General features: G+C 60.2%; 19 protein-coding genes. 12 read left to right on the top strand and 7 right to left on the bottom strand.

Annotation, left to right across the window (positions count from 1 at the left end):
* The first annotated feature begins 128 nt into the window (after positions 1 to 128).
* Entirely contained in the window at positions 129 to 2,018 is a 1,890-nt protein-coding gene (locus HU759_RS24365; RefSeq protein WP_017139793.1) for a methyl-accepting chemotaxis protein, read from the top strand.
* A 35-nt stretch (positions 2,019 to 2,053) separates the two neighbouring features.
* On the opposite strand, the gene HU759_RS24370 is transcribed toward HU759_RS24365, so the two are convergent.
* Complete coding sequence (locus HU759_RS24370; protein ID WP_017139792.1) at positions 2,054 to 2,224, bottom strand: hypothetical protein; 171 nt, start codon at positions 2,222 to 2,224, stop codon at positions 2,054 to 2,056.
* 84 nt (positions 2,225 to 2,308) lie between these two features.
* On the bottom strand, positions 2,309 to 3,157 hold the full coding sequence (gene purU, locus HU759_RS24375) for a formyltetrahydrofolate deformylase (protein WP_017139791.1): 849 nt from the start codon (positions 3,155 to 3,157) through the stop codon (positions 2,309 to 2,311).
* 346 nt (positions 3,158 to 3,503) lie between these two features.
* Here purU and mvaT point away from each other — a divergent pair, with 346 nt between their 5' ends.
* The gene (gene mvaT, locus HU759_RS24380; RefSeq protein WP_005790963.1) at positions 3,504 to 3,878 is read left to right on the top strand and encodes a histone-like nucleoid-structuring protein MvaT; all 375 of its coding nucleotides are present in this window, start codon (positions 3,504 to 3,506) and stop codon (positions 3,876 to 3,878) included.
* A 90-nt stretch (positions 3,879 to 3,968) separates the two neighbouring features.
* Here the strand turns inward: mvaT and sbcB are convergent, their stop codons facing one another.
* Positions 3,969 to 5,396: an exodeoxyribonuclease I gene (gene sbcB / locus HU759_RS24385; RefSeq protein ID WP_099549385.1), complete on the bottom strand. Its 1,428-nt coding sequence runs from the start codon at positions 5,394 to 5,396 to the stop codon at positions 3,969 to 3,971.
* A 165-nt stretch (positions 5,397 to 5,561) separates the two neighbouring features.
* Here sbcB and HU759_RS24390 point away from each other — a divergent pair, with 165 nt between their 5' ends.
* The 6 genes from HU759_RS24390 to HU759_RS24415 are packed head-to-tail and all read left to right on the top strand — an operon-like array spanning position 5,562 to position 12,229.
* On the top strand, positions 5,562 to 6,254 hold the full coding sequence (locus HU759_RS24390) for an RDD family protein (RefSeq protein WP_017139789.1): 693 nt from the start codon (positions 5,562 to 5,564) through the stop codon (positions 6,252 to 6,254).
* Positions 6,251 to 7,231, top strand: a complete 981-nt coding sequence (locus HU759_RS24395; protein ID WP_017139788.1) for a stage II sporulation protein M — start codon at positions 6,251 to 6,253, stop codon at positions 7,229 to 7,231. Before HU759_RS24390 ends, HU759_RS24395 begins: the two co-directional genes overlap by 4 nt.
* On the top strand, positions 7,218 to 8,744 hold the full coding sequence (locus HU759_RS24400) for a DUF4129 domain-containing protein (protein ID WP_169985153.1): 1,527 nt from the start codon (positions 7,218 to 7,220) through the stop codon (positions 8,742 to 8,744). The genes HU759_RS24395 and HU759_RS24400 overlap by 14 nt, the downstream gene beginning before the upstream one ends.
* Positions 8,741 to 9,898 (top strand): DUF4350 domain-containing protein, encoded by a 1,158-nt coding sequence (locus HU759_RS24405; RefSeq protein ID WP_099549382.1) that lies wholly within the window; start codon positions 8,741 to 8,743, stop codon positions 9,896 to 9,898. The genes HU759_RS24400 and HU759_RS24405 overlap by 4 nt, the downstream gene beginning before the upstream one ends.
* Positions 9,895 to 10,890 (top strand): MoxR family ATPase, encoded by a 996-nt coding sequence (locus HU759_RS24410; protein ID WP_186617268.1) that lies wholly within the window; start codon positions 9,895 to 9,897, stop codon positions 10,888 to 10,890. The genes HU759_RS24405 and HU759_RS24410 overlap by 4 nt, the downstream gene beginning before the upstream one ends.
* Positions 10,891 to 10,897: 7 nt before the next feature.
* A complete protein-coding gene (locus HU759_RS24415) occupies positions 10,898 to 12,229 on the top strand; it encodes a DUF58 domain-containing protein (RefSeq protein ID WP_186617270.1) in 1,332 nt (443 codons plus the stop codon).
* Positions 12,230 to 12,291: 62 nt separating this feature from the next.
* On the opposite strand, the gene HU759_RS24420 is transcribed toward HU759_RS24415, so the two are convergent.
* Positions 12,292 to 12,651 carry a PilZ domain-containing protein gene (locus tag HU759_RS24420; RefSeq protein WP_026013902.1) on the bottom strand — a complete coding sequence of 120 codons (360 nt, stop codon included), beginning with the start codon at positions 12,649 to 12,651 and terminating at the stop codon, positions 12,292 to 12,294.
* A 226-nt stretch (positions 12,652 to 12,877) separates the two neighbouring features.
* Positions 12,878 to 13,252, bottom strand: a complete 375-nt coding sequence (locus HU759_RS24425; RefSeq protein WP_017139782.1) for a hypothetical protein — start codon at positions 13,250 to 13,252, stop codon at positions 12,878 to 12,880.
* A 175-nt stretch (positions 13,253 to 13,427) separates the two neighbouring features.
* Between HU759_RS24425 and pyk the strand changes: the two genes are divergently transcribed.
* The gene (gene pyk / locus HU759_RS24430; protein ID WP_017139781.1) at positions 13,428 to 14,879 is read left to right on the top strand and encodes a pyruvate kinase; all 1,452 of its coding nucleotides are present in this window, start codon (positions 13,428 to 13,430) and stop codon (positions 14,877 to 14,879) included.
* A 161-nt stretch (positions 14,880 to 15,040) separates the two neighbouring features.
* Here the strand turns inward: pyk and HU759_RS24435 are convergent, their stop codons facing one another.
* A complete protein-coding gene (locus tag HU759_RS24435; protein ID WP_099549379.1) occupies positions 15,041 to 15,790 on the bottom strand; it encodes an enoyl-CoA hydratase-related protein in 750 nt (249 codons plus the stop codon).
* Positions 15,791 to 15,820: 30 nt separating this feature from the next.
* Positions 15,821 to 16,753, bottom strand: coding sequence for an iron-sulfur-binding ferredoxin reductase (locus HU759_RS24440; protein ID WP_099549378.1), 933 nt, complete (start codon positions 16,751 to 16,753; stop codon positions 15,821 to 15,823).
* Positions 16,754 to 16,970: 217 nt separating this feature from the next.
* Between HU759_RS24440 and HU759_RS24445 the strand changes: the two genes are divergently transcribed.
* The 3 genes from HU759_RS24445 (at position 16,971) to HU759_RS24455 (ending at position 21,755) form a co-directional block, all read left to right on the top strand.
* A complete protein-coding gene (locus HU759_RS24445; RefSeq protein ID WP_010208051.1) occupies positions 16,971 to 18,494 on the top strand; it encodes a fumarate hydratase in 1,524 nt (507 codons plus the stop codon).
* Positions 18,495 to 18,669: 175 nt separating this feature from the next.
* On the top strand, positions 18,670 to 20,436 hold the full coding sequence (locus tag HU759_RS24450; protein WP_017139779.1) for an ATP-binding protein: 1,767 nt from the start codon (positions 18,670 to 18,672) through the stop codon (positions 20,434 to 20,436).
* Positions 20,430 to 21,755, top strand: a complete 1,326-nt coding sequence (locus HU759_RS24455) for a sigma-54 dependent transcriptional regulator (RefSeq protein WP_099549377.1) — start codon at positions 20,430 to 20,432, stop codon at positions 21,753 to 21,755. Before HU759_RS24450 ends, HU759_RS24455 begins: the two co-directional genes overlap by 7 nt.
* Positions 21,756 to 21,911 lie beyond the last annotated feature (156 nt).

Raw genomic sequence — 21,911 nt, forward strand, 5'->3', positions numbered from 1 at the left:
GTCAGATAGTTCTCACAGGGACCACCGGAATTATCACAAGCAGTATCACACCTTTTTTGACGCTGTCATTTTGCGCATCCTACAAGGACGCGCTTCGGATATTAAGACCTTAGCGGACCCTACAAGCCATGAATAAAAACCTGCGCTTCAGCCACAAAATCCTGCTTGCAGCCTCCCTTATCGTCATCGCCGCTTTTGCACTGTTTACCCTCTACAACGACTACCTGCAACGCAACGCGATTCGCGACGACCTCAATAATTACCTGCATGAAATGGGCGATGTCACCGCCAGCAACATTCAAACCTGGCTCACCGGGCGTATTGCCCTGGTCGAAAACGCTGCACAGAACATCGCGATCAACCCTGAACCCGCCGTAGTTGCTGGCCTGCTCGAGCAGAAAACCCTGACATCCTCGTTCATGGCCACCTACGTGGGCGACAGCAAAGGCGCCTTCACCATCCGCCCCGACACCAAGATGCCGGACGGTTTCGACCCACGGGTGCGCCCTTGGTACAAAGGCGCCCAAAGCAGTAACGGCTCAACCCTGACCGAACCTTACATCGACGCAGCGACCGGCCAGTTGATCATTTCCGTCGCTACCCCCAGCGCCAAGGCGGGGCAAAGCATCGGCGTGGTCGGCGGCGACCTGAGCCTGCAAACGCTGGTGGATAACATCGGCGCGCTGAACTTCGGCGGCATGGGCTACGCGTTCCTGGTCAGCGCTGACGGCAAAGTGCTGGTGCACCCGGACAAGAACCTGGTGATGAAGACGCTGGCCGACATGTACCCAAAAAACACCCCGAAGATCAGTGGTGATTTCAGCGAAGTCGAAGCCAATGGCAAAGACAACATCGTGACCTTCACCCCCATCAAAGGCCTGCCGTCGGTGAACTGGTACCTGGGTATTTCGGTGGATAAAGATAAATCCTTCGCCATGCTCAGCAAATTTCGCACCTCGGCCGTTATCGCCACGATCATTGCGGTTGTGATCATCATCGCGCTGCTCGGCATGCTGATCCGAGTGCTGCTGCAACCCCTGCACGTGATGACCCGCGCCATGCAGGACATCGCCGATGGCGAAGGTGACCTGACCCGCCGCCTGAACATCCAGAATCACGACGAGTTCGGCACGCTGGGTAATGCTTTCAATCGCTTCGTGGAGCGCATTCACACCTCGATTCGCGAAGTGTCCTCGGCCACCGAGCAGGTCAATGAAGTGGCCCTGCGAGTGGTCAGCGCTTCCAACTCGTCGATGGTCAACTCTGACGAGCAGGCCAACCGCACCAACAGCGTGGCCGCCGCCATCAACGAACTGGGCGCTGCTGCGCAAGAAATTGCACGTAACGCCGCGCAGGCTTCCCATCAGGCCAGCGATGCCCGGCACTTGGCCGAGGACGGCCAGCAAGTGGTCGAGCGTAATATCAAGGCAATGAACCAACTGTCCGAGATGATCAGCGCCTCCAGCAGCAATATCGAAGCGCTCAACAGCAAGACCGTGAACATCGGGCAGATTCTGGAGGTGATCACCAGCATCTCCCAGCAAACCAACCTGCTGGCGCTGAACGCAGCCATCGAAGCCGCGCGAGCCGGGGAAGCCGGGCGCGGGTTTGCGGTGGTGGCCGATGAGGTGCGCAACCTGGCACATCGCACTCAGGAATCGGCGCAACAAGTGCAAAAGATGATTGAAGAGTTGCAGGTCGGCGCCCGGGATTCGGTCAGCACCATGAGTGAAAGCCAACGCCATAGCCTGGAGAGCGTCGAGATCGCCAACCTGGCTGGCGAGCGTCTCAACAGCGTGACCCAACGCATTGGCGAGATCGACGGGATGAACCAGTCCGTGGCCACCGCCACCGAGGAACAGACTTCGGTGGTGGAGTCGATCAACATGGACATCACCGAGATCAACACCCTCAACCAGGAAGGTGTGGAAAACCTGCAATCAACCCTGCGCGCCTGTACCGACCTGGAACAACAGGCCGCACGCTTGAAACAGCTGGTGGGCAGCTTCCGGATCTGATCCCTGCGCCCGCCGAGCGTTAAGGCGGCGGACCGCTAGGCTTGCTCGGGATCGGTTTTAGTGTGCTCCTGCCGCCACAGCTCGGCGGCACCGGGAAACTCGGTGCCGTCCTCCGCGTCCAGGTCATCCGGGTCAAAACGGCTCAAACACCCTTCGCCCAGCGTCGCTGGGGCCTTGGAGGTGGCTTTATCGAGTGGATCGCTCATCGCTTAATCCTTCATGGCGGACAAAAAAAGGGCCTGGGACGATTTAACGCCCAGGCCCTTTTTTCTTCAACTTAAACGCGGCTGTCAGAACACCACAGTCTTGTTGCCGTGTACCAGCACGCGATCTTCCAAGTGGTAACGCAGGCCACGGGCCAGCACCATCTTCTCGACGTCACGGCCGAAACGCACCATGTCTTCAATGCTGTCGCTGTGGCTGACGCGCACTACGTCCTGCTCGATGATCGGGCCGGCGTCGAGCTCCTCGGTGACATAGTGGCACGTTGCGCCAATCAACTTCACACCGCGCAGGGAGGCCTGGTGATACGGCTTGGCACCCACAAACGATGGCAGGAAGCTGTGGTGAATGTTGATCACTCGACCGGCATATTCGCTGCACAGTTCCGGCGGCAGGATTTGCATGTAGCGCGCCAGCACGACTACATCGGCTTCGTGCTGCTTGACCAGGCGGGAGACTTCGGCGAATGCCGGTTCCTTGTCCTGTGGGTTGACCGGCACGTGGTAGTACGGGATGCCATGCCATTCGACCATGCTGCGCAGGTCATCATGGTTGGAAATCACACAGGCGATCTCACAGTCCAGCTCATCGCTGTGCCAACGGTGCAGCAAGTCGGCCAGGCAGTGGGATTCACGGCTGGCCATCAGCACGACACGTTTTTTCTGCTCGGTGTCGGTGATATGCCAGGTCATCGAAAACTCTTCAGCGATCGGCGCAAACGCCTCGCGAAACGCTTCGAGGCCGAAGGGCAGCGTGTCGGCACGTATCTCATGACGCATGAAAAACCAACCACTGAGATCGTCCGAGTGATGGCTCGCCTCGGTGATCCAGCCGTTGTGGGAGGCCAGAAAGTTACTGACTTTGGCAACGATACCAACCCGGTCCGGGCAAGCAATCACCAGCCGAAAAGTGCGCATTAGGGGGAAACTCCAGAACTTCGCAAAGGCCGCCATTCTAGCGATTACGCAGAAAAACTGCAGTACTCCTTGCACCTTATTCTGTCGCCCGGTCCTGGCGACACCCCTTAATAGCGTAAGGTTTTACCGCCGCTATATGAACGCCCTTCCGAGGCTCAGACAGTTATGCAAAATAAACAGAATTATTTTTACACCTACCACCTATTAATTAACTCGATTGCATAGCATTGCCACAAACATTCAACGTAATTCACATAAATGCCTTCTTAAATGTTTACTTGGGGAAATTGCCTGACTATTATTAGGCCACTCACTGTCAATCAGCGCTCTACATAAGGTAGTCCACATGTCCTTGATCAACGAATACCGCGCCACCGAAGAAGCTATCAAAGAACTGCAAGCCCGTTTGAAGAACCTGTCACAAGACGACAAGCTGCAAACCGAGCTGGAATTCGAAGGCAAACTGCGCACCCTGATGGGTGAGTACTCCAAATCCCTGCGTGACATCATCGCGCTGCTGGATCCGGAATCCAAAGTTAAAGCACCACGTGGCGCTGTGAAAACTACCGGCACCAAGCGTGCTCGCAAGGTCAAGCAGTACAAAAACCCGCACAACGGCGAAGTGATTGAAACCAAAGGTGGCAACCACAAGACTCTGAAAGAGTGGAAAGCCAAGTGGGGCGGCGACGTGGTAGAAGGTTGGGCTACCCTGCTGGGCTAAGCCTGATCGGGCTTCTGCCTGATATGCAACACAATAAAAACGCCAGCTTGCTGGCGTTTTTTATTGTCCGAATATTTTGCAAGTGCCTGACTACAGGCCCAGGCGAGCGGCTAAAGAGTCGGCATACTCTTGCCATTCATCGAGCACCTGGCGCTGAAACGCTGTAGCACTAACAGCCAACTCCTCACGTGCCTGCTTAAATGCCAACAGGGTATTGGGTGCGCCCCACTCCGGGCTCGACAAACGTTGCTGACAGAAAAGTTTCCAGCGTTGTTGCTCATCGTTGTCCAAGGTGTCAGGAAAGTTACGCGCACGGTAACGGAATAATAATTCCGGCAATCGATGATCATCGAAAGGCCACTGCTGACGTGCCAACTGTGACGGTTCAGCCACACGGACTTGTTCGCATAACCGTCGGTCGCGGTCACCGATAAAACCGTCATAGAGCTGCTGCTCCGGGTCTGTGCTCGGTGCAAAGTCTTCCTCGGCATAAATGGCTGCCAACTTGTCGCGCCAAACTTCCTGTGCGTCAGTTAGTCGCAGCGCCCGCGCCTGGCACACGTCCATATCGAAGTTCAGGCGTTCGCGATCCTGTGCGCGCAGCACATTCAATGGCGCGACCACCGGGCAGCGGTTGATATGCAACAACTTGAGCGGCACTGGCAACTCACCTTGCGCCAACTCATCACGGCGCGTGTAAAGCCGCTGGCGTAAGGTTTCGGCGTCCAGGTCGAGCAAACCCTGCGGGTCGAGACCAAGGTCACAGACAATCAACGCATTGCGATTGCGCGGGTGCCAGGCCAGGGGCAGTACCACACCCAGGTAATGACGCTCGGCGGAGAAACGCCCGGAAATATGCACCATGGGCTGCAACAGGCGGATCTGATCCATCACCCGCTGCTTGCTGCGCAGTTGAAACAGCCAGTCATACAACTTTGGCTGCTTGTCGCGGATCAGCCGCGCCAGGGCTATGGTGGCTCGCACGTCCGACAGGGCATCGTGAGCATGGCCATGGTCGATGCCATTGGCTTGGGTCAAACGCTCCAGCTTGAGGGTGACACGCCCGTCCTGCTGCGGCCACTCAATGCCTTCGGGGCGCAGTGCGTAAGCCGTACGAACCACATCGATCAAGTCCCAACGACTATTGCCCCCCTGCCACTCACGGGCATACGGATCAAAAAAGTTGCGGTACAGGCTGTAGCGCGTCATTTCATCGTCAAAGCGCAACGTGTTGTAACCGGCACCACAGGTTCCAGGCGCAGCCAGCTCGGCGTGCACGCGGGTCATGAAGTCGGCTTCGGCCAGGCCTTTTTCCGCCAGAATGCCAGGGGTGATACCGGTTATGGCGCAGGCAGCCGGGTGCGGCAGGATATCGTCGCTTGGCTGGCAATAAAGGTTGACCGGCGGGCCGACCTCGTTGAGCTCGAGGTCGGTACGAATACCGGCAACCTGCAACGGGCGATCGCTGCGGGGGTTGATGCCGGTAGTTTCATAGTCGTACCAGAAAATGGTAGTCACGGGCTGTTCCTGTGCTGAAGATCGACAAAGTCTAGGCGCTGCAAGGCACTCGGGGCCAGCGATAGATTACTGTACAAACATCCAGCAAAACCTTGAAAGGTTGCTTCCACCGTCGACACTGCTAGCATCCGTGTCTTCAAGCCGCCCGCACTGCCAAGGATCGCGATGCCATCAGTTCCATTGGATACCCACTACCCGATCGAGACCCCCGAGGGCATAGACTTGCCCTTGCGCCCGGCCGGCCTGATGCCACGCGCACTGGCTTTTGCTTTCGACCTGGGACTGCGCGGCCTGATCATGGGTATCCTGCTCGTGCCGCTGGCGTTGCTTGGCAATATCGGTATTGGCTTGGGCTCGCTGCTGCTGTTCCTGATCAGTTGGTGGTACATGGTGCTGTTCGAAGTCCTTAACCAGGGCTGCTCTCCGGGCAAGCAGGTCATGGGCTTGCGCGTCATTCAGGACGACGGCACACCCATTGGCTGGCCAGCTTCACTCATCCGCAACCTGCTGCGCTTTGTCGACATGCTGCCTTTGGGCTACTTCCTCGGCGCCATCAGTTGCCTGCAACACCCTCACTTCAAACGGCTCGGCGACCTCGCTGCGGGCACCCTGGTGGTCTACCGCGAACAGCCACTGGCGCGCCCCAAGGTGCCTCAAGCCGCCGCCCTGCGCCTGCCCTTCACGCTGGAGCTGAGCGAACAACGCGCCATACTGGGTTTCGCTGAACGCCAAAGTGAGTTGTCCGCCGATCGGGTGCACGAACTGGCGTCCATCCTGGCAACGCCGTTACACGTATCGCCGGCTCGCGCGGTAGAACAACTCAATGGCGTGGCGCGCGGCTTAGTGGGGCCAGCATGAAGCAGAGCCTGTTCGAGAGCCGCCATCAGCCGCAGTGGCAAGCCTTCACCGCACAACTCATACAGTTGGAGCAAGGCAAGGCCAAGGCCAGCGATATGTCTGACTTCCCCCACCATTATCGACGCCTGTGCCAGCACCTCGCCCTGGCCCAGGAGCGTGGCTACAGCAGCTATCTGATAGATCCCCTGCAACAACTGGCGCTGCGGGGCCACCAGCAGTTGTATCGCCACCGCAGCCAATTGGGCGCGAATGTACTGGGTTTCATCCTGGCGGGCTTCCCGCGCCTGGTGCGCGAACAATGGCGTTTCGTGTTAATCGCCGGCGTGCTGTTCTTCGGCAGCCTGGTGGGCGTTGCGTTGCTGGTCTACCTGTTTCCAGACCTTATCTACAGCATCGTGAGCCCCGCGCAGGTCGCCGAAATGCACAGCATGTATGACCCGGATGCTGGCCACCTGGGGCGTGCCGCCGACCGCGCTTCCAGTGAAGACTGGATGATGTTCGGCTACTACGTGATGCACAACATCGGGATTGCCTTCCAGACCTTTGCCGCCGGTTTGCTATTTGGTTTGGGCAGCGTGTTCTTTCTGATTTTCAACGGCCTGATCATCGGCGCCATCTCCGGCCACCTCACCGAGATCGGCTATGGCCAGACCTTCTGGTCGTTTGTCATCGGCCACGGTGCTTTCGAACTCACGGCCATCGCCCTGGCCGGGGCGGCAGGCTTGCAATTGGGCTGGGCGGTGATTGCTCCCGGGCACCTGACTCGCGGCGAATCCCTGCGGCTGGCGGCACGCACAAGCGTGCGGATGCTTTGCGGCGTCATGCTATTGCTGCTGATCGCGGCGTTTATTGAAGCCTATTGGTCTTCCTCCACCACGATCACGCCCTGGATCAAATACTCAACGGGCGCCGGGCTGTGGCTGCTGGTTGCCGCCTACCTCACGCTTGCCGGACGCACTCACCATGCGCCTGAGTGAGGCCAGCGTGGTAATTCGGCCCCGCACCTCCTGGGAAGCCATGGACCTGGGCGTACTGATGGCCCAGGAACATCGACTGCTGTTAATGAGCAGTTGGGCAATGGTGACGTTGCCGATATTCATTTTGCTGACCGTGCTGCTGTGGCGATACCCGTCCATGGCCATGTTTGTGTTCTGGTGGTTAAAACCGGCCTTTGACCGCTTGCCACTGTACATCCTCTCCAAGGCCTTGTTTGGCGAGACACCCAGCCTCAAGCAGGCTGTGCGCCAGTGGCCGCGCCTGCTCAAAGGCCAACTGCTGGCCAGCCTGACCTGGAGGCGACTGAGCCTGAGCCGCAGCTTTGTGATGCCGGTGAGCCAGCTTGAAGGCCTGGATGGCAATGCCCGTCAAATACGCCTGGGGGTGCTGCTGCAACGCAACGCCGGCGCCGCACGCTGGCTGACCACCATTGGCGTGCATATGGAAATCGGCCTGTGGTTCGGTTGCATGGCACTGTTTTACCTGTTCATCCCGCAGCAACTGGAACTCGATTGGGACTGGCAACGGCTGGCACTGGCAAGCGGCTCGGAAGGGTTGTGGCTGGAGCATTTGAGTAACGCCTTCTACGCACTGATTCTGGTGTTCTGGGAGCCCATTTATGTCGCTTGCGGCTTCAGCCTGTACCTCAACCGCCGCACCGTGCTGGAAGCCTGGGACCTTGAACTGGTGTTCCGCCGATTACGCCAACGCCTGAGCAGCGTCGCAACGTTGCTGCTGGTGGCTGGGCTGATGCTCGTGCCATTCAGCCGCCCCGTCATGGCGGACGAGCCCGGACCGGCCAAACAAGTCACCACCCAGGCCGCCAGCCAATCGATCAAGGCGCTGCTGGACAGCCCCCCGTTCAAGCACCCGGAAACCGTCACTCGCTACCGTTTTGGCGACGAAAAAAACGCCGCGCAACACAAGGTAAAGGGTGACGGTAAACTTCCGGCCTGGCTTCAGGCGCTACTGGACGGATTCAACAGCAATACCTTCAAAAACGCCGCCCTCGGCCTGGAGGTACTGCTCTGGGGCCTGCTGGCGACTGGCCTCGCGCTAGTTGTCTGGCGCTATCGGGAGTGGCTGCACACCTTCGTCAGTCGACGCGGGCCAGCCAAAGCCAAAACCGCCAAAGCGGCCCCTGCACAATTGTTCGGCCTGGCGTTGGGCAGCGAGACCTTGCCTGACGACATTGCCAGCACCGCCGAACAGCTGTGGTCCACCCACCCCAGGGAAGCTCTCGGCCTGCTGTATCGCGGCCTGCTCAACCGACTGCTGCACGACTTCAACCTGCCCCTGAAAAGCGCCGATACCGAAGGCCAGGTCCTGGAGCGCATCCACCAACTGCAACAGCCACAACTGCTGGCCTTCAGTGATGCACTGACACACCACTGGCAAAACCTCGCCTATGGCCACCGCCTGCCGCCGGCTTTGGTACAACAGCAACTGTGCCGCGATTGGCGCGCCCTGTTCAGTACGGGAGCCGCCCAATGAACCGCCCCATGCTGTGGGTCGGCCTGCTGCTGGCCTGTGTGCTTGGAGCAGGTGGGCTTTATGTTTGGCACAAGGCGATCCCCTACGACGAAATAGTCGATCGCGGCCCATCGCCACAAGCCATCGCCAACCCCTACCTGGCGGCTGAATACTTCCTGCGCCAGCAGGGCCTGGCCGTGGAACACGCCAACAGCCTTGAGCACCTGGCCGATCAGCCAGCCAAGGGGCATAGCCTGGTATTGCTGGGCGAGCGCAGCAACATGACCCCGCGCCAGGCTGAGCAACTGCTGGACTGGGCAAAATCCGGTGGCCATTTGCTGCTGGTTGCCGAAGCGCTTTGGGATGAGGAAACCGGTAAAAGCGGCGACCTGCTGCTGGATCAGCTGGGCTTCCACCAGACACTCAGCGAGGGCCTTGACGAGCCTGCTTCCCCACGCAAAAAGAAAGTACCGGACCTGACCAAGCTCTACGTCGACAATGAGACCGCCCCGGCCTATTTCAGCTTCGATACCGACTTCAACCTCACCGACCCCAGACACCTGGCGCAGTTCTCCGCCAACAGCGGCAAGTCCAGCCATTTGATGCAACGCAACTTCGGCCAAGGCACCGTAACGGTTGTAACCGACAGCGACTTGTGGAAAACCCCAGGCATCGGCAAACACGATAACGCCTGGCTGTTGTGGTATCTCAACCGGGGGACGGATGTAACACTGCTGTTCAACAGCGACGTAGACGATCTGCTCACCCTGCTAATGCGCAACTTCCCCCAGGCGTTAGTGGCGCTCTGCGCACTGATTGCCCTGGCACTCTGGCACGCCGGCATGCGCCAGGGGCCGACCCAGGCGCCCGCGCCAAAGGCACGTCGCCAGTTACAGGAACATTTGAAGGCCAGTGCCGACTTCCTGCTGCGCCGCAGTGGCCAAGGCACGCTGCTGCACGCCTTGCAGCGTGATATCCAGCGGGCTGCACGACGACGCCACCCAGGCTTTGAACACCTCGACAGCGACGAACAATGGCAGGTCCTCGAACGCCTGACGCGCCAACCCTCCCACGTCATCCGCCAGGCCCTCGACCCACTCCCGGCAAAACGGCTCACCAGCGCCGATTTCAGCCGTCAGGTGGCGAGCCTGCAAACCCTCAGGAATGCCCTATGAGCGAATTTCAATCAGCCACCGCCCCAACTGCCGAAAGCCTTCAAAAGGCCAGCCAGCAGGCACAGGCTCTGCGTGTTGAACTGCGTAAGGCGGTGATTGGCCAGGACCAGGTGATCGACGACGTGCTGACCGCATTGATTGCAGGTGGCCACATACTGCTCGAAGGTGTACCGGGCCTAGGCAAAACCCTGTTGGTTCGCGCGTTGGCACGCTGTTTTGGTGGCGACTTTGCACGTATTCAGTTCACCCCGGACCTGATGCCCAGCGATGTCACCGGCCACGCGGTGTACGACCTGCACAGTGAGCAGTTCAAGCTGCGCAAGGGGCCGCTGTTCACCCACCTGTTGCTGGCCGATGAAATCAACCGCGCCCCCGCCAAGACCCAGGCCGCCCTGCTTGAGGCCATGCAGGAACGCCAAGTCACCCTCGAGGGTGAAGCGCTGCCCATTGGCCAACCGTTCATGGTGCTCGCGACCCAGAACCCCATCGAACAGGAAGGCACGTACCCCCTGCCCGAGGCCGAGCTGGACCGGTTCATGCTCAAAGTACGCATGGACTACCCCGATGCGCAGCAGGAGCTGGAGATGGTCCGCGAAGTCACCCGCTCCTCCAGGGCCGACATGCTGGATGTGCAGCCATTGCGCACGGTGCTGCAGGCAGAGGACGTGTTGCAGTTGCAGCAAATTGCCAGCGAACTGCCGCTGGATGAGCAAGTACTCGACTACGCCGTGCGCCTGGCCCGCGCCACTCGCAGTTGGCCGGGGCTGACCATCGGTGCAGGCCCGCGTGCCTCCATCGCCCTGGTTCGCGGCGCCCGCGCCCGGGCCTTGCTACGCGGCGGCGAGTTTGTTACCCCGGACGATATCAAGGGCTGCGCCTTGGCGGTGCTGCGCCATCGCGTGCGTATTGCCCCCGAATTGGACATTGACGGGCTGGAAGTGGATCAGGTGCTCAAGCAACTGCTGGACCAGATTTCGGCACCTCGGCAATGACCCGACCATGAAGCCAACTCGTCTGCTGCTGATCTGGCTCGGCGTCCTCTCGGGTTTGAACATCCTCTTGGGCGCGGCTACGGCGCTCCAGCTCAAAGTGCCCGACACGCTGCATTCAGTGGCGTGGGGCCTGCTGCTGGCGCTGTTTCTATTGGCACTGCTGGACGCCCTGCGCCTGCGGCGCCTTCCCTGCCCACGGGTGCAACGGCAGATGCCCGGCAGCCTGGCCCTGGGCCGCTGGGGTGAGGTACGCCTGACCCTTGAACATGACTACCCGCAGCCGCTGACCGTGCAAGTATTTGACCACGCACCTGACGGCCTGAGCGTGGAGAATATGCCGCAGTCCGTCGAGCTTCTCCCGGGCCAGCGAAGCGAACTGGGCTATCGAGTGCGGCCCTTGCGGCGCGGCCACTTCAGTTTCAGTCGCAGTGAGATTCACCTGCCCAGCCCTTTCGGGTTGTGGTCTGCGAGGCGTTTTGTTGCAGCCCGGGATACAACGCGGGTCTACCCTGACTTTGCCCGTTTGTACGGCGCACAACTGCTGGGCGTGGACAGTTGGTTGAGCCAATTAGGGGTTCGCCAGCACCCACGACGCGGGTTGGGGCTGGAGTTTCATCAGTTGCGCGAGTTTCGCGAAGGCGACAGCCTGCGACAGATCGACTGGAAGGCCACCGCGCGCCAGCGCACGCCCATCGCCCGGGAATATCAGGACGAACGCGACCAGCAGATAGTGCTCATGCTCGATTGCGGCCGGCGCATGCGCAGCCAGGACGCGGAGCTCGCTCACTTCGACCACGCCCTCAATGCCTGCCTTTTACTCAGTTACGTCGCCTTGCGCCAAGGCGATGCGGTGGGTCTGTGCACCTTTGCCTGTGACCAGCCACGCTACCTGGCACCCGTCAAAGGCAGCGGCCAACTGAACGTATTACTCAATGCCGTTTACGACCTCGACACCACCCGACGCACTGCCGATTATGCAGCCGCCGCCAGCCAATTACTGGCCCGACAGAAACGTCGGGCATTAGTGATCGTGGTGACCAATCTTCGCGATGAAGATGATGAGGAGTTACTCGCAGCCGTTAAGCGCATCAGCCGGCAACATCGGGTGCTGGTCGCCAGCCTGCGCGAAGACATACTCGACCAACTGCGCCAGGCCCCGGTTCAAACCTTGCCTGAAGCGCTGGCCTACAGCGGGACTGTCGACTATCTCAACAAGAGAAACGATCTGCATGAGCGCTTGAGTGCCCACGGTTTGTCGGTGCTGGATACGCCACCTTCGGGGCTGGGGGCTGCACTGGTGACGCGCTATCTGGGCTGGAAAAAGGCCGGTGTTTTATGACTCAAGCACACGACCACAAGCTCGGCTAACCACGTCCGAGCCGGGTCGACAGCGCGCAACGTCTAGGCGGAAGCCTGCAGAGGATCAAAGGTGAAGTAATGATACAAGGCACTTATCAAGTGCCCGTATGCCTCAGGCGCTTCGACCACGCGAAACCCTGAGTCATAGTGCTGCGGGTTAACATCTTCGTGGCTCCACAAGCACATCGCTGTGAGGTCAATTGCCTGGAAATCACCGTCTGCCAGAGGGATTTTCAAACGCAGTTCAAACGCCACGTCAACCATCATGGGTAATTGGCTGATTAACATCAGCCCATCTTCGGACACGTTCCCCAAGTAGCCAATAGGCTTATCCGTCAGCCGGTTGAACACTTTCAAGAAACCAGACAGCTGATGCCGCTCAATCCTTCGGTCGGTAAACATGATGAAATCGCCATCCATTGGCCAGATCAGTGGCCGCGCCAGTTATTCGGAACGAACACTGAATGTTCGCTCTCCCTGGAAATTGGTGCGAATCCAGCGTGCGCTTGATCGCCTTACAACTGCCAATCCCAAGCAATCCATCCGATTGAACATAAACTTGTACAAACAGACATTCAAAGAATAGCTTAAGACTGGCGACGGGCCAGCTATGGAATGACAAATATCATCAAAGTGATGCGGGCCGTGGCTGCGCGACACTCGCGCCGGAGTAATGGCCCAGTTGCTGCAGGGTGTCGAGCCGAGCACGGGCACGATAGGCGTACTCGCTGGACGGGTACTGATTGATGATGAACTGGTAGGTTTGCACCGCATCGACGAACAGCTTCTGGCGCTCCAGGCATTGCCCGCGCAGCATCGAAACTTCCGGTTGCACATACCGACGGGTACGGCTCTCGCGGTCTACCTGGGACAACTCCAGGGTGACACGCTCGCAGTCACCCACCCCATAGGCGCGGTAAGCGTTGTTCAAATGATGGTCCATCGACCAGCGGGTACAGCCGACAACACTGACGGCCAGGGCAGCAATGAGCAAAATTCGCATGGGGGTTCTCCTGTCTTGAGCAGTGTATCGACCCCGCGTCGAAAATCTTCAAGGATGTTCATCTATTCAATTGGAGCGAAAACAAGCGAATCTTCGATAAGTAGTGCAAACGAACAATGACTACAACCAAAGAGCATAGTAGCCTTCCCCAGCGCTTGAACTCAGGAGTCTGTGCATGTCCGTCCGTCGTACCAAAATCGTCGCCACCCTTGGCCCGGCCAGTAACTCGCCGGAAGTCCTCGAACAGCTGATTCTGGCTGGTTTGGACGTTGCCCGTCTGAACTTCTCCCACGGCACCCCGGACGAGCACAAGGCTCGCGCCAAGCTGGTGCGTGACCTGGCCGCCAAGCACGGCCGCTTTGTGGCACTGCTGGGTGACCTGCAAGGCCCGAAAATTCGTATCGCCAAATTCGCCAACAAGCGCATTGAGCTGAAGATCGGTGACAAGTTCACCTTCTCCACCAGCCATTCGCTGACCGAAGGCAACCAGGAAGTCGTCGGTATCGACTACCCGGACCTGGTCAAGGACTGCGGCGTCGGCGACGAACTGCTGCTGGACGACGGCCGCGTGGTGATGCGCGTCGACACGGCCACCTCGACGGAGCTGAACTGCACCGTGATCATCGGTGGCCCGTTGTCCGATCACAAAGGCATCAACCGTCGCGGCGGTGGCCTGACGGCGCCGGCCCTGACTGAGAAAGACAAGGCCGACATCAAGCTCGCCGCCGAAATGGAAGTGGACTACCTCGCCGTGTCCTTCCCACGCGACGCTGCCGACATGGAATATGCCCGTAAGCTGCGCGACGAAGCCGGCGGTACTGCCTGGCTGGTGGCGAAGATCGAACGTGCCGAAGCCGTGGCCGATGACGAAACCCTCGATGCCCTGATCAATGCATCCGACGCTGTGATGGTTGCCCGTGGCGACCTGGGCGTGGAAATCGGTGACGCCGAGCTGATCGGTATCCAGAAGAAGATCATCCTGCACGCACGCCGTCACAACAAGGCCGTGATCGTAGCGACCCAGATGATGGAGTCGATGATCCAGAACCCGATGCCAACCCGTGCCGAAGTGTCCGACGTGGCCAACGCCGTGCTCGACTACACCGACGCCGTGATGCTCTCGGCTGAAAGTGCTGCCGGCCCTTACCCGCTGGAAGCCGTACAGGCCATGGCGCGTATCTGCGTCGGTGCCGAAAAGCACCCGACCAGCAAGACCTCCAGCCACCGCATCGGCAAAGTGTTCGAAAGCTGCGACCAGAGCATCGCCCTGGCGGCCATGTACACCGCCAACCACTTCCCGGGCGTCAAGGCGATCATTGCCCTGACCGAAAGTGGCTACACCCCGCTGATCATGTCGCGCATCCGTTCGTCGGTACCGATCTACGCGTTCACCCCGCACCGCGAAGCCCAGGCCCGCGCAGCGTTGTTCCGTGGCGTGTACACCATTCCGTTCGATCCAGCTTCGTTGGCCCCTAACGAAGTGAGCCAGAAGGCAATCGACGAACTGGTCAAGCGTGGCGTCGTAGAGAAAGGCGACTGGGTCATCCTGACCAAGGGCGACAGCTACCACACCACCGGTGGCACCAATGGCATGAAGATCCTGCACGTGGGCGACCCGCAGTTCTGAGTGACACGCTGAAAAACAAAAGCCCTGCCATGTGAATGGCGGGGCTTTTTGTATTTAAAGGCCTGGAGATCTGTTGAATTAAAGGGCCTCATCGCAGGCAAGCCAGCTCCCACAGTTGACCGCATTCCAATGTGGGAGCTGGCTTGCCTGCGATGGCGTCATCAACGCCGGGCAATAAACCCCGACAACGCCGCAATCGCCTCCGGTGACTTCAAACGCTGCACAAACAACGCCCCCTCGACCTCAATCACCTGCCGCAACTGTTCACGGTCGACACTTTTCATCAACTGTTTGCTGACCTGCACCGCTCCCGGCGCCAGGGTTTCAAAGCGCTGCGCAACTTCCCGCGCCTTGACCAGCGCCGCTTCACCGCTACCCATCGCCTCAGTAGCAATGCCCCACGCCGCCGCCTGCTCGCCGGTAAAGCCTTCGCCCAACAGCAACAGTTCAGCCGCTTTCGCATGCCCCAGCAGCCGAGGCAGGATCAGGCTGGAGCCAAACTCCGGGCACAGCCCCAGGTTGACGAAAGGCATGCGCAAGCGCGCATCGCGACTGATATAGACGAGATCGCAATGCAGCAACAGGGTCGTACCGATGCCGACCGCCGCACCCGCCACCGCCGCGATCACCGGCTTGCGGCAGTTGAGCAGGCTTTTCATGAAGTGAAACGGCGGGCTGTCCAGATCACTGGGCGGCTGTTCGAGGAAGTCGGCTATGTCGTTGCCGGCGGTAAAACACTCATTGCTGCCCTGGATCAGCACCGCACGGATACCTGAGTCCGCATCAGCCTGCTCCAACGCCTCGGCCAGTTGGGTGTACATGGCGCGGGTCAGGGCGTTTTTCTTGTCGGGGCGATTGAGCTGCAGGGTCAGCAGCCCGCCTTCGCGTTGCAGCAGGATGGCGTCGGTCATGGCGAATCTCGCGGCTGGAAAAGTCAGCGCTCAACCACGCGGCAGGAACATATCAGCCAGCAGTTGATTGCGCGGCAACCCCGCCAGGAACAGGCGTTTGGAAAACGCTTCGACATTGGCGGGGTGCCCGCAGAGTAAGGCCAGAGTTTGCCGCGAAACAAGCCGCAGTTGCGCCAATGCCTGGGCCGACTCAGCCGCCGTCCACAGCTCCACAGTCAGGTTCGCGTACAGCGCGGCCAATTGCGCCAAGGGTTCGGCCAGATAATGCCCATCGGCATCATGGGCCAGGTGAATCAGGCGGATGGCGCCTTGGTGATCCTGGCGCAGTGCCTCGCGCAGCACGCCCCATAACGGCCCAAGCCCCGTGCCGGATGCCAGCAGCCACAGCGGCCGCGATTGCCAGTCAGGATCGTATTGCAGTGCCCCGCCACGTAATTCGCCGAGGCGCAGGCTGTCGCCCACCTGTAATTGCCGAGCAATATCGCTGAATTCGCCGGGCAGGCGGCAATCGAGGTGAAACTCCAAAAACGGGTCTTCCTGCGGCAAGCTGGCCAACGAATACGGGCGCGCTACCTGACCTGCCCACAGCACCAGATGTTGCCCGGCCCGATAACGCAAGCCACGTTCGGGTTGCAGGCGCAGGCGCAGTACCTCGGGGCTCAACCAGTCGACGCCCACCACTTGCGCGGGCAAACCATCGTGCAGTGGGTCAAATGCTTCAACCTGTAAATCTGCGACAACTTCACACTGGCAAGCCAAACGCCAACCGTCCTGGCGCTGCGCCGGGCTCAGGGCATCGGGTTGCTTATCATCGACCTCACCCCGGCAACGCACCAGGCACGCATGGCAACTGCCCGCCCGGCAACTGTAGGGCACAGCCACACCCGCCAGATTCAAGGCATCCAGCAGGTTGCTGCCGGTGGCTACCGACCAGTGGCGTTCGCCGACGTGCAGTTCAGGCATATAAAGGCTCAATCAGAAGGGACCGGCACAGGGAATCATGCCTGCGACAGTTTGACCATAGTCGGGTGTATCGGCCACCGCGTCGGGTTATACTGCCGCGCCTTTTTAGCGTCGCGCCTTGCACCACTGTGGCGTGCCTTGGAAAGGTGGTTTCAGCCGACCGATGCAACACTGAAGCCACCTTTATTGAATGTTCCCTTATAGAGGAGCGCGACTCATGACCGTGATCAAGCAAGACGACCTGATTCAGAGCGTTGCCGACGCCCTGCAATTCATTTCCTACTACCACCCCGTTGACTTCATCCAGGCCATGCACGAAGCCTACCTGCGTGAAGAATCGCCGGCAGCCCGTGACTCCATCGCCCAGATCCTGATCAACTCGCGCATGTGCGCCACCGGCCATCGCCCGATCTGCCAGGACACCGGTATTGTTACCGTGTTCGTGCGCGTGGGCATGGACGTGCGTTGGGACGGCGCCACCATGGGCCTGGACGACATGATCAACGAAGGCGTGCGTCGCGCCTACAACCTGCCGGAGAACGTCCTGCGTGCTTCCATCCTGGCCGACCCGGCCGGTGCGCGTAAAAACACCAAGGACAACACTCCGGCCGTAATCCACTACTCCATCGTCCCGGGTAACACCGTGGAAGTGGACGTGGCAGCCAAGGGCGGCGGTTCCGAGAACAAGTCGAAAATGGCCATGCTCAACCCGTCCGACTCGATCGTCGACTGGGTGCTCAAGACCGTTCCGACCATGGGCGCCGGCTGGTGCCCACCGGGCATGCTCGGCATCGGCATCGGCGGCACCGCCGAGAAAGCTGCGGTAATGGCCAAGGAAGTGTTGATGGAGTCCATCGACATTCACGAGCTGAAAAAGCGCGGCCCGCAGAACCGTATCGAAGAGATGCGCCTGGAGTTGTTCGAGAAGGTCAACCAACTGGGCATCGGCGCCCAGGGCCTGGGTGGCCTGACCACCGTGCTCGACGTGAAAATCATGGACTACCCGACCCACGCAGCCTCGCTGCCGGTGTGCATGATCCCCAACTGCGCCGCCACCCGTCATGCACACTTTGTGCTCGATGGTTCAGGCCCGGCATCGCTGGAAGCACCACCGCTGGACGCCTACCCGGAAATCGTCTGGGAAGCCGGCCCGTCGGCCCGCCGCGTCAACCTCGACACCCTGACCCCGGAAGAAGTACAAAGCTGGAAGCCGGGCGAAACCGTGTTGCTCAACGGCAAGATGCTCACCGGCCGCGACGCTGCTCACAAGCGTATGGTCGAGATGCTCAACAAGGGCGAAACCCTGCCGGTGGACCTCAAGGGTCGCTTCATCTACTACGTCGGCCCAGTTGATCCGGTGCGCGAAGAAGTGGTTGGCCCGGCTGGCCCGACCACGGCCACGCGGATGGACAAGTTCACCCGTCAGATCCTCGAGCAAACCGGCCTGTTGGGCATGATCGGCAAATCCGAGCGCGGCCCGACTGCGATCGAAGCGATCAAGGACCACAAGGCCGTGTACCTGATGGCCGTGGGCGGCGCAGCTTACCTGGTGGCGCAAGCCATCAAGAAGTCGCGCGTTGTCGCATTTGCCGAACTGGGCATGGAAGCGATCTACGAGTTCGACGTCAAAGACATGCCGGTCACCGTTGCGGTGGACAGCAAGGGCGAATCCGTACACATCACCGGTCCTGCCATCTGGCAGAAGAAGATCAGTGAAAGCCTGGCGGTCGAAGTGCAGTAAGCACTTCCCCGCAAGGAAAAAGGCGACTGCGGCCCCACGGCCCAGTCGCCTTTTTTATGGCGAACTCGGTCATGTGGGAGCTGGCTTGCCTGCTCCCACAGAAATTCCACGTGCCACAAGTTTGCGGCGGCTCATGCTATGGTGCTTGCCCCTTACCGCGCCTGTTCATCACCGTATGATCGTGATCCCTCGCCCCCTGCGACTGACTTTCTACTCGCTGTTGATCATCGCCGGCGCCGTGCTGGCCGCCGCCTTGGCCACCCGCCATGCCGAACGCCAGGCCTTGGTGGATGACGCCGCTCGCGCCAATCAACAACTGGCGCTCTATGCCAACTCACTGCATACCCTGATTGAACGTTACCGTGCCCTGCCCGCCGTACTGGCGCTGGATTCGGAAATGATCAGCGCCCTTAAAGCCCCGCTGGACACCGCCACCCAGGACTTGCTCAACCGCAAGCTGGAACGCATCAACGGTGCCGCGCAGTCTTCCACTCTGGAATTGATGGACCGTAACGGTCTGGCCGTGGCCGCCAGCAACTGGAACCTGCCCAGCAGTTATGTCGGGCACAACTACGCGTTTCGCCCGTATTTCAGCCAGACCTTGAGCCAGGGAACCGGGCGTTTTTATGCGGTGGGGGTGACCACCGGCATTCCGGGTTATTTCCTCTCCAGCGCCGTGGTCGATGAGCACGAACAGTTCCTCGGCGCCATGGTGGTGAAGCTGGAGTTCCCCGAACTTGAGCGCGAATGGGCCCAAGGTAATGACCTGCTGCTGGTCAGCGATGCGCGTGGCATCGTGTTTATCGCCAATCAGCCGGGCTGGCGTTTCCGCAACTTGCGTCCGTTGTCGGCGAGCGACCTTGCCGAACTCAAGGCAACTCGCCAATACGACAAAAAACAGCTGCAGCCGCTGGACACCCAGACATTGCAGCGTTTTGACGAAAACAGCCATCTGATGCGTGTCAACGGCCCCGACGGCAACGCCAATTACATCTGGGAATCCCTGCCGCTGAAAGCCGAAGGCTGGACCTTGCACTTGCTGCGCAAACCGCAATTCGCCTTTGAAGACCAACGCAACGCTGGCCTTGCCGCCGCCGGTTCATGGCTGGCGCTGGTGTTCCTGCTGCTGTTCCTGAACCAACGCTGGCGCCTGGCCCGTTTGCGCCAACGCAGCCGCGAGGAGCTTGAACAGCTTGTCGAAGAACGCACCCAGGCGTTGCGCACCGCGCAGGATGGCCTGGTGCAGTCGGCCAAGCTGGCGGCCTTGGGGCAAATGTCCGCTGCCCTCGCCCATGAGATCAATCAGCCGCTGACCACCCAGCGCATGCAATTGGCGACCTTGCGCCTGCTGCTCGATCACGGCCGCGTGGACGATGCCTATAAGGCGCTCACCCCGCTGGACGACATGCTCACGCGCATGGCGGCGCTCACCAGCCACCTTAAGACCTTCGCCCGCAAGAGCCCCAGCGGCCTGCGCGAACGGCTGGATTTGGCCACGGTGGTCGACCAATCCTTGCACCTGCTCGACGCCCGCCTGCGCGATGAAAGCATTGGTGTGGTGCTGGACCTGAGCCGCCCCGCCTGGGTGCGCGGTGACGCGATCCGCCTGGAGCAAGTGCTGATCAACCTGCTACGCAATGCGCTGGACGCCATGGCCGACAAACCGCGCAAACGCCTGGAAATCCGCCTGCACGCCGACCAACAGCTGTGGCAACTGAGCGTCAGCGACAGCGGCGGCGGGATTGCCGAAGCCCATTTGAACAGCGTGTTCGATCCATTTTTCACCACCAAACCCGTGGGCGACGGCCTTGGCTTGGGGTTGGCCGTGTCCTATGCCATCGTGCATGAACTGGGTGGGCGCCTGCTCGCCGGTAACCGTGGCGACGGCGCGGTATTTACCCTGACCTTGCCCATCGCGCTGGAGACACCCGACCTATGTTGAACGCAGTGATTGTGGTGGATGACGAGGCGAGTATTCGCACCGCCGTCGAGCAGTGGTTGAGCCTGTCGGGATTCGAAGTGCAGTTGTTCAGTCGCGCCGAAGAATGCCTGGCACAGCTGCCCAAAGACTTTCCTGGCGTCATTTTGAGCGACGTGCGCATGCCCGGCCTCAGCGGCCTGGAGCTGCTGGCCGAAGTGCAGCGGCGTGACGCCGACTTACCGGTGATCTTGCTCACCGGCCATGGCGATGTACCGATGGCCGTGGAAGCCATGCGCGACGGTGCCTACGACTTTCTGGAAAAACCCTTCAGCCCGGACGCACTGCTCAACAGCCTGCGCCGCGCCTTGGATAAACGCGGGTTGATCCTGGAGAACCGTCGCCTGCATCAACAGGCCGACCATCGGGCGCAGCTGGAATCGAGCCTGCTCGGCGTGTCTCGCGGTTTGCAGACCCTGCGCCGGCAAGTGCTGGACCTGGCCAGCTTGCCGGTCAATGTGCTGATTCGTGGCGAAACCGGCAGCGGCAAGGAACTGGTCGCCCGTTGCCTGCATGATTTTGGCCCACGGGCAAAAAAGCCGTTTGTCGCGCTCAACTGCGCGGCCATCCCCGAGCAGCTGTTTGAAGCAGAGCTGTTCGGCCACGAAAGCGGCGCGTTCACCGGCGCCCAGGGCAAGCGCATCGGCAAGCTGGAATATGCCCACGGCGGCACGCTGTTCCTGGATGAAATCGAAAGCATGCCGCTGGCCCAGCAGGTCAAATTGTTGCGGGTGCTGCAAGAGCAAAAACTGGAGCGGCTGGGCTCCAACCAAAGTATCCATGTGGACTTGCGCATCATTGCCGCCACCAAGCCCGACTTGCTCGAAGAGGCCCGCGCCGGGCGGTTTCGCGAAGACCTGGCGTACCGTTTGAACGTCGCACAACTGCGCCTGCCGCCGTTGCGCGAGCGCCGCGAAGATATCCCGCTGTTGTTCGACCACTTCGCCCAAAGCGCCGCCGAGCGCCTGGGCCGCAACGTCGAGCCGTTGAGCGGCGCGCAACTGGGGCGCCTGCTCAGCCACGACTGGCCGGGCAATGTGCGCGAGCTGGCCAACGTCGCCGAACGCCAAGTGCTGGGCCTGGGTGAACCTGAGCCGGAAGGCGTCGAGGCCGGGCAATCCCTGGCGGCGCAACAGGAAGCGTTCGAAGCGCATTGCCTCAAGGCTGCGTTGACGCGGCACAAAGGCGATATCAAGGCGGTGTTGGCCGAGCTGCAACTGCCGCGCCGTACCTTGAATGAAAAGATGCAGCGGCATGGGTTGGTGCGGGAGATGTTTCTTTAGCTATTTTCGATGGCGTTTTCGAAGACGCTATCGCAGGCAAGCCAGCTCCCACAGTTGGAATGCGCATTCCTGTGGGAGCTGGCTTGCCTGCGATGAGGCCAGCAGCCATAAGCGGATTTCCGCTCACCACCCAATAATCATCAGCGACTTTCCGCT

It is taken from the genome of Pseudomonas sp. OE 28.3, assembly GCF_014268205.2.
Lineage (GTDB): Bacteria > Pseudomonadota > Gammaproteobacteria > Pseudomonadales > Pseudomonadaceae > Aquipseudomonas > Aquipseudomonas edaphica.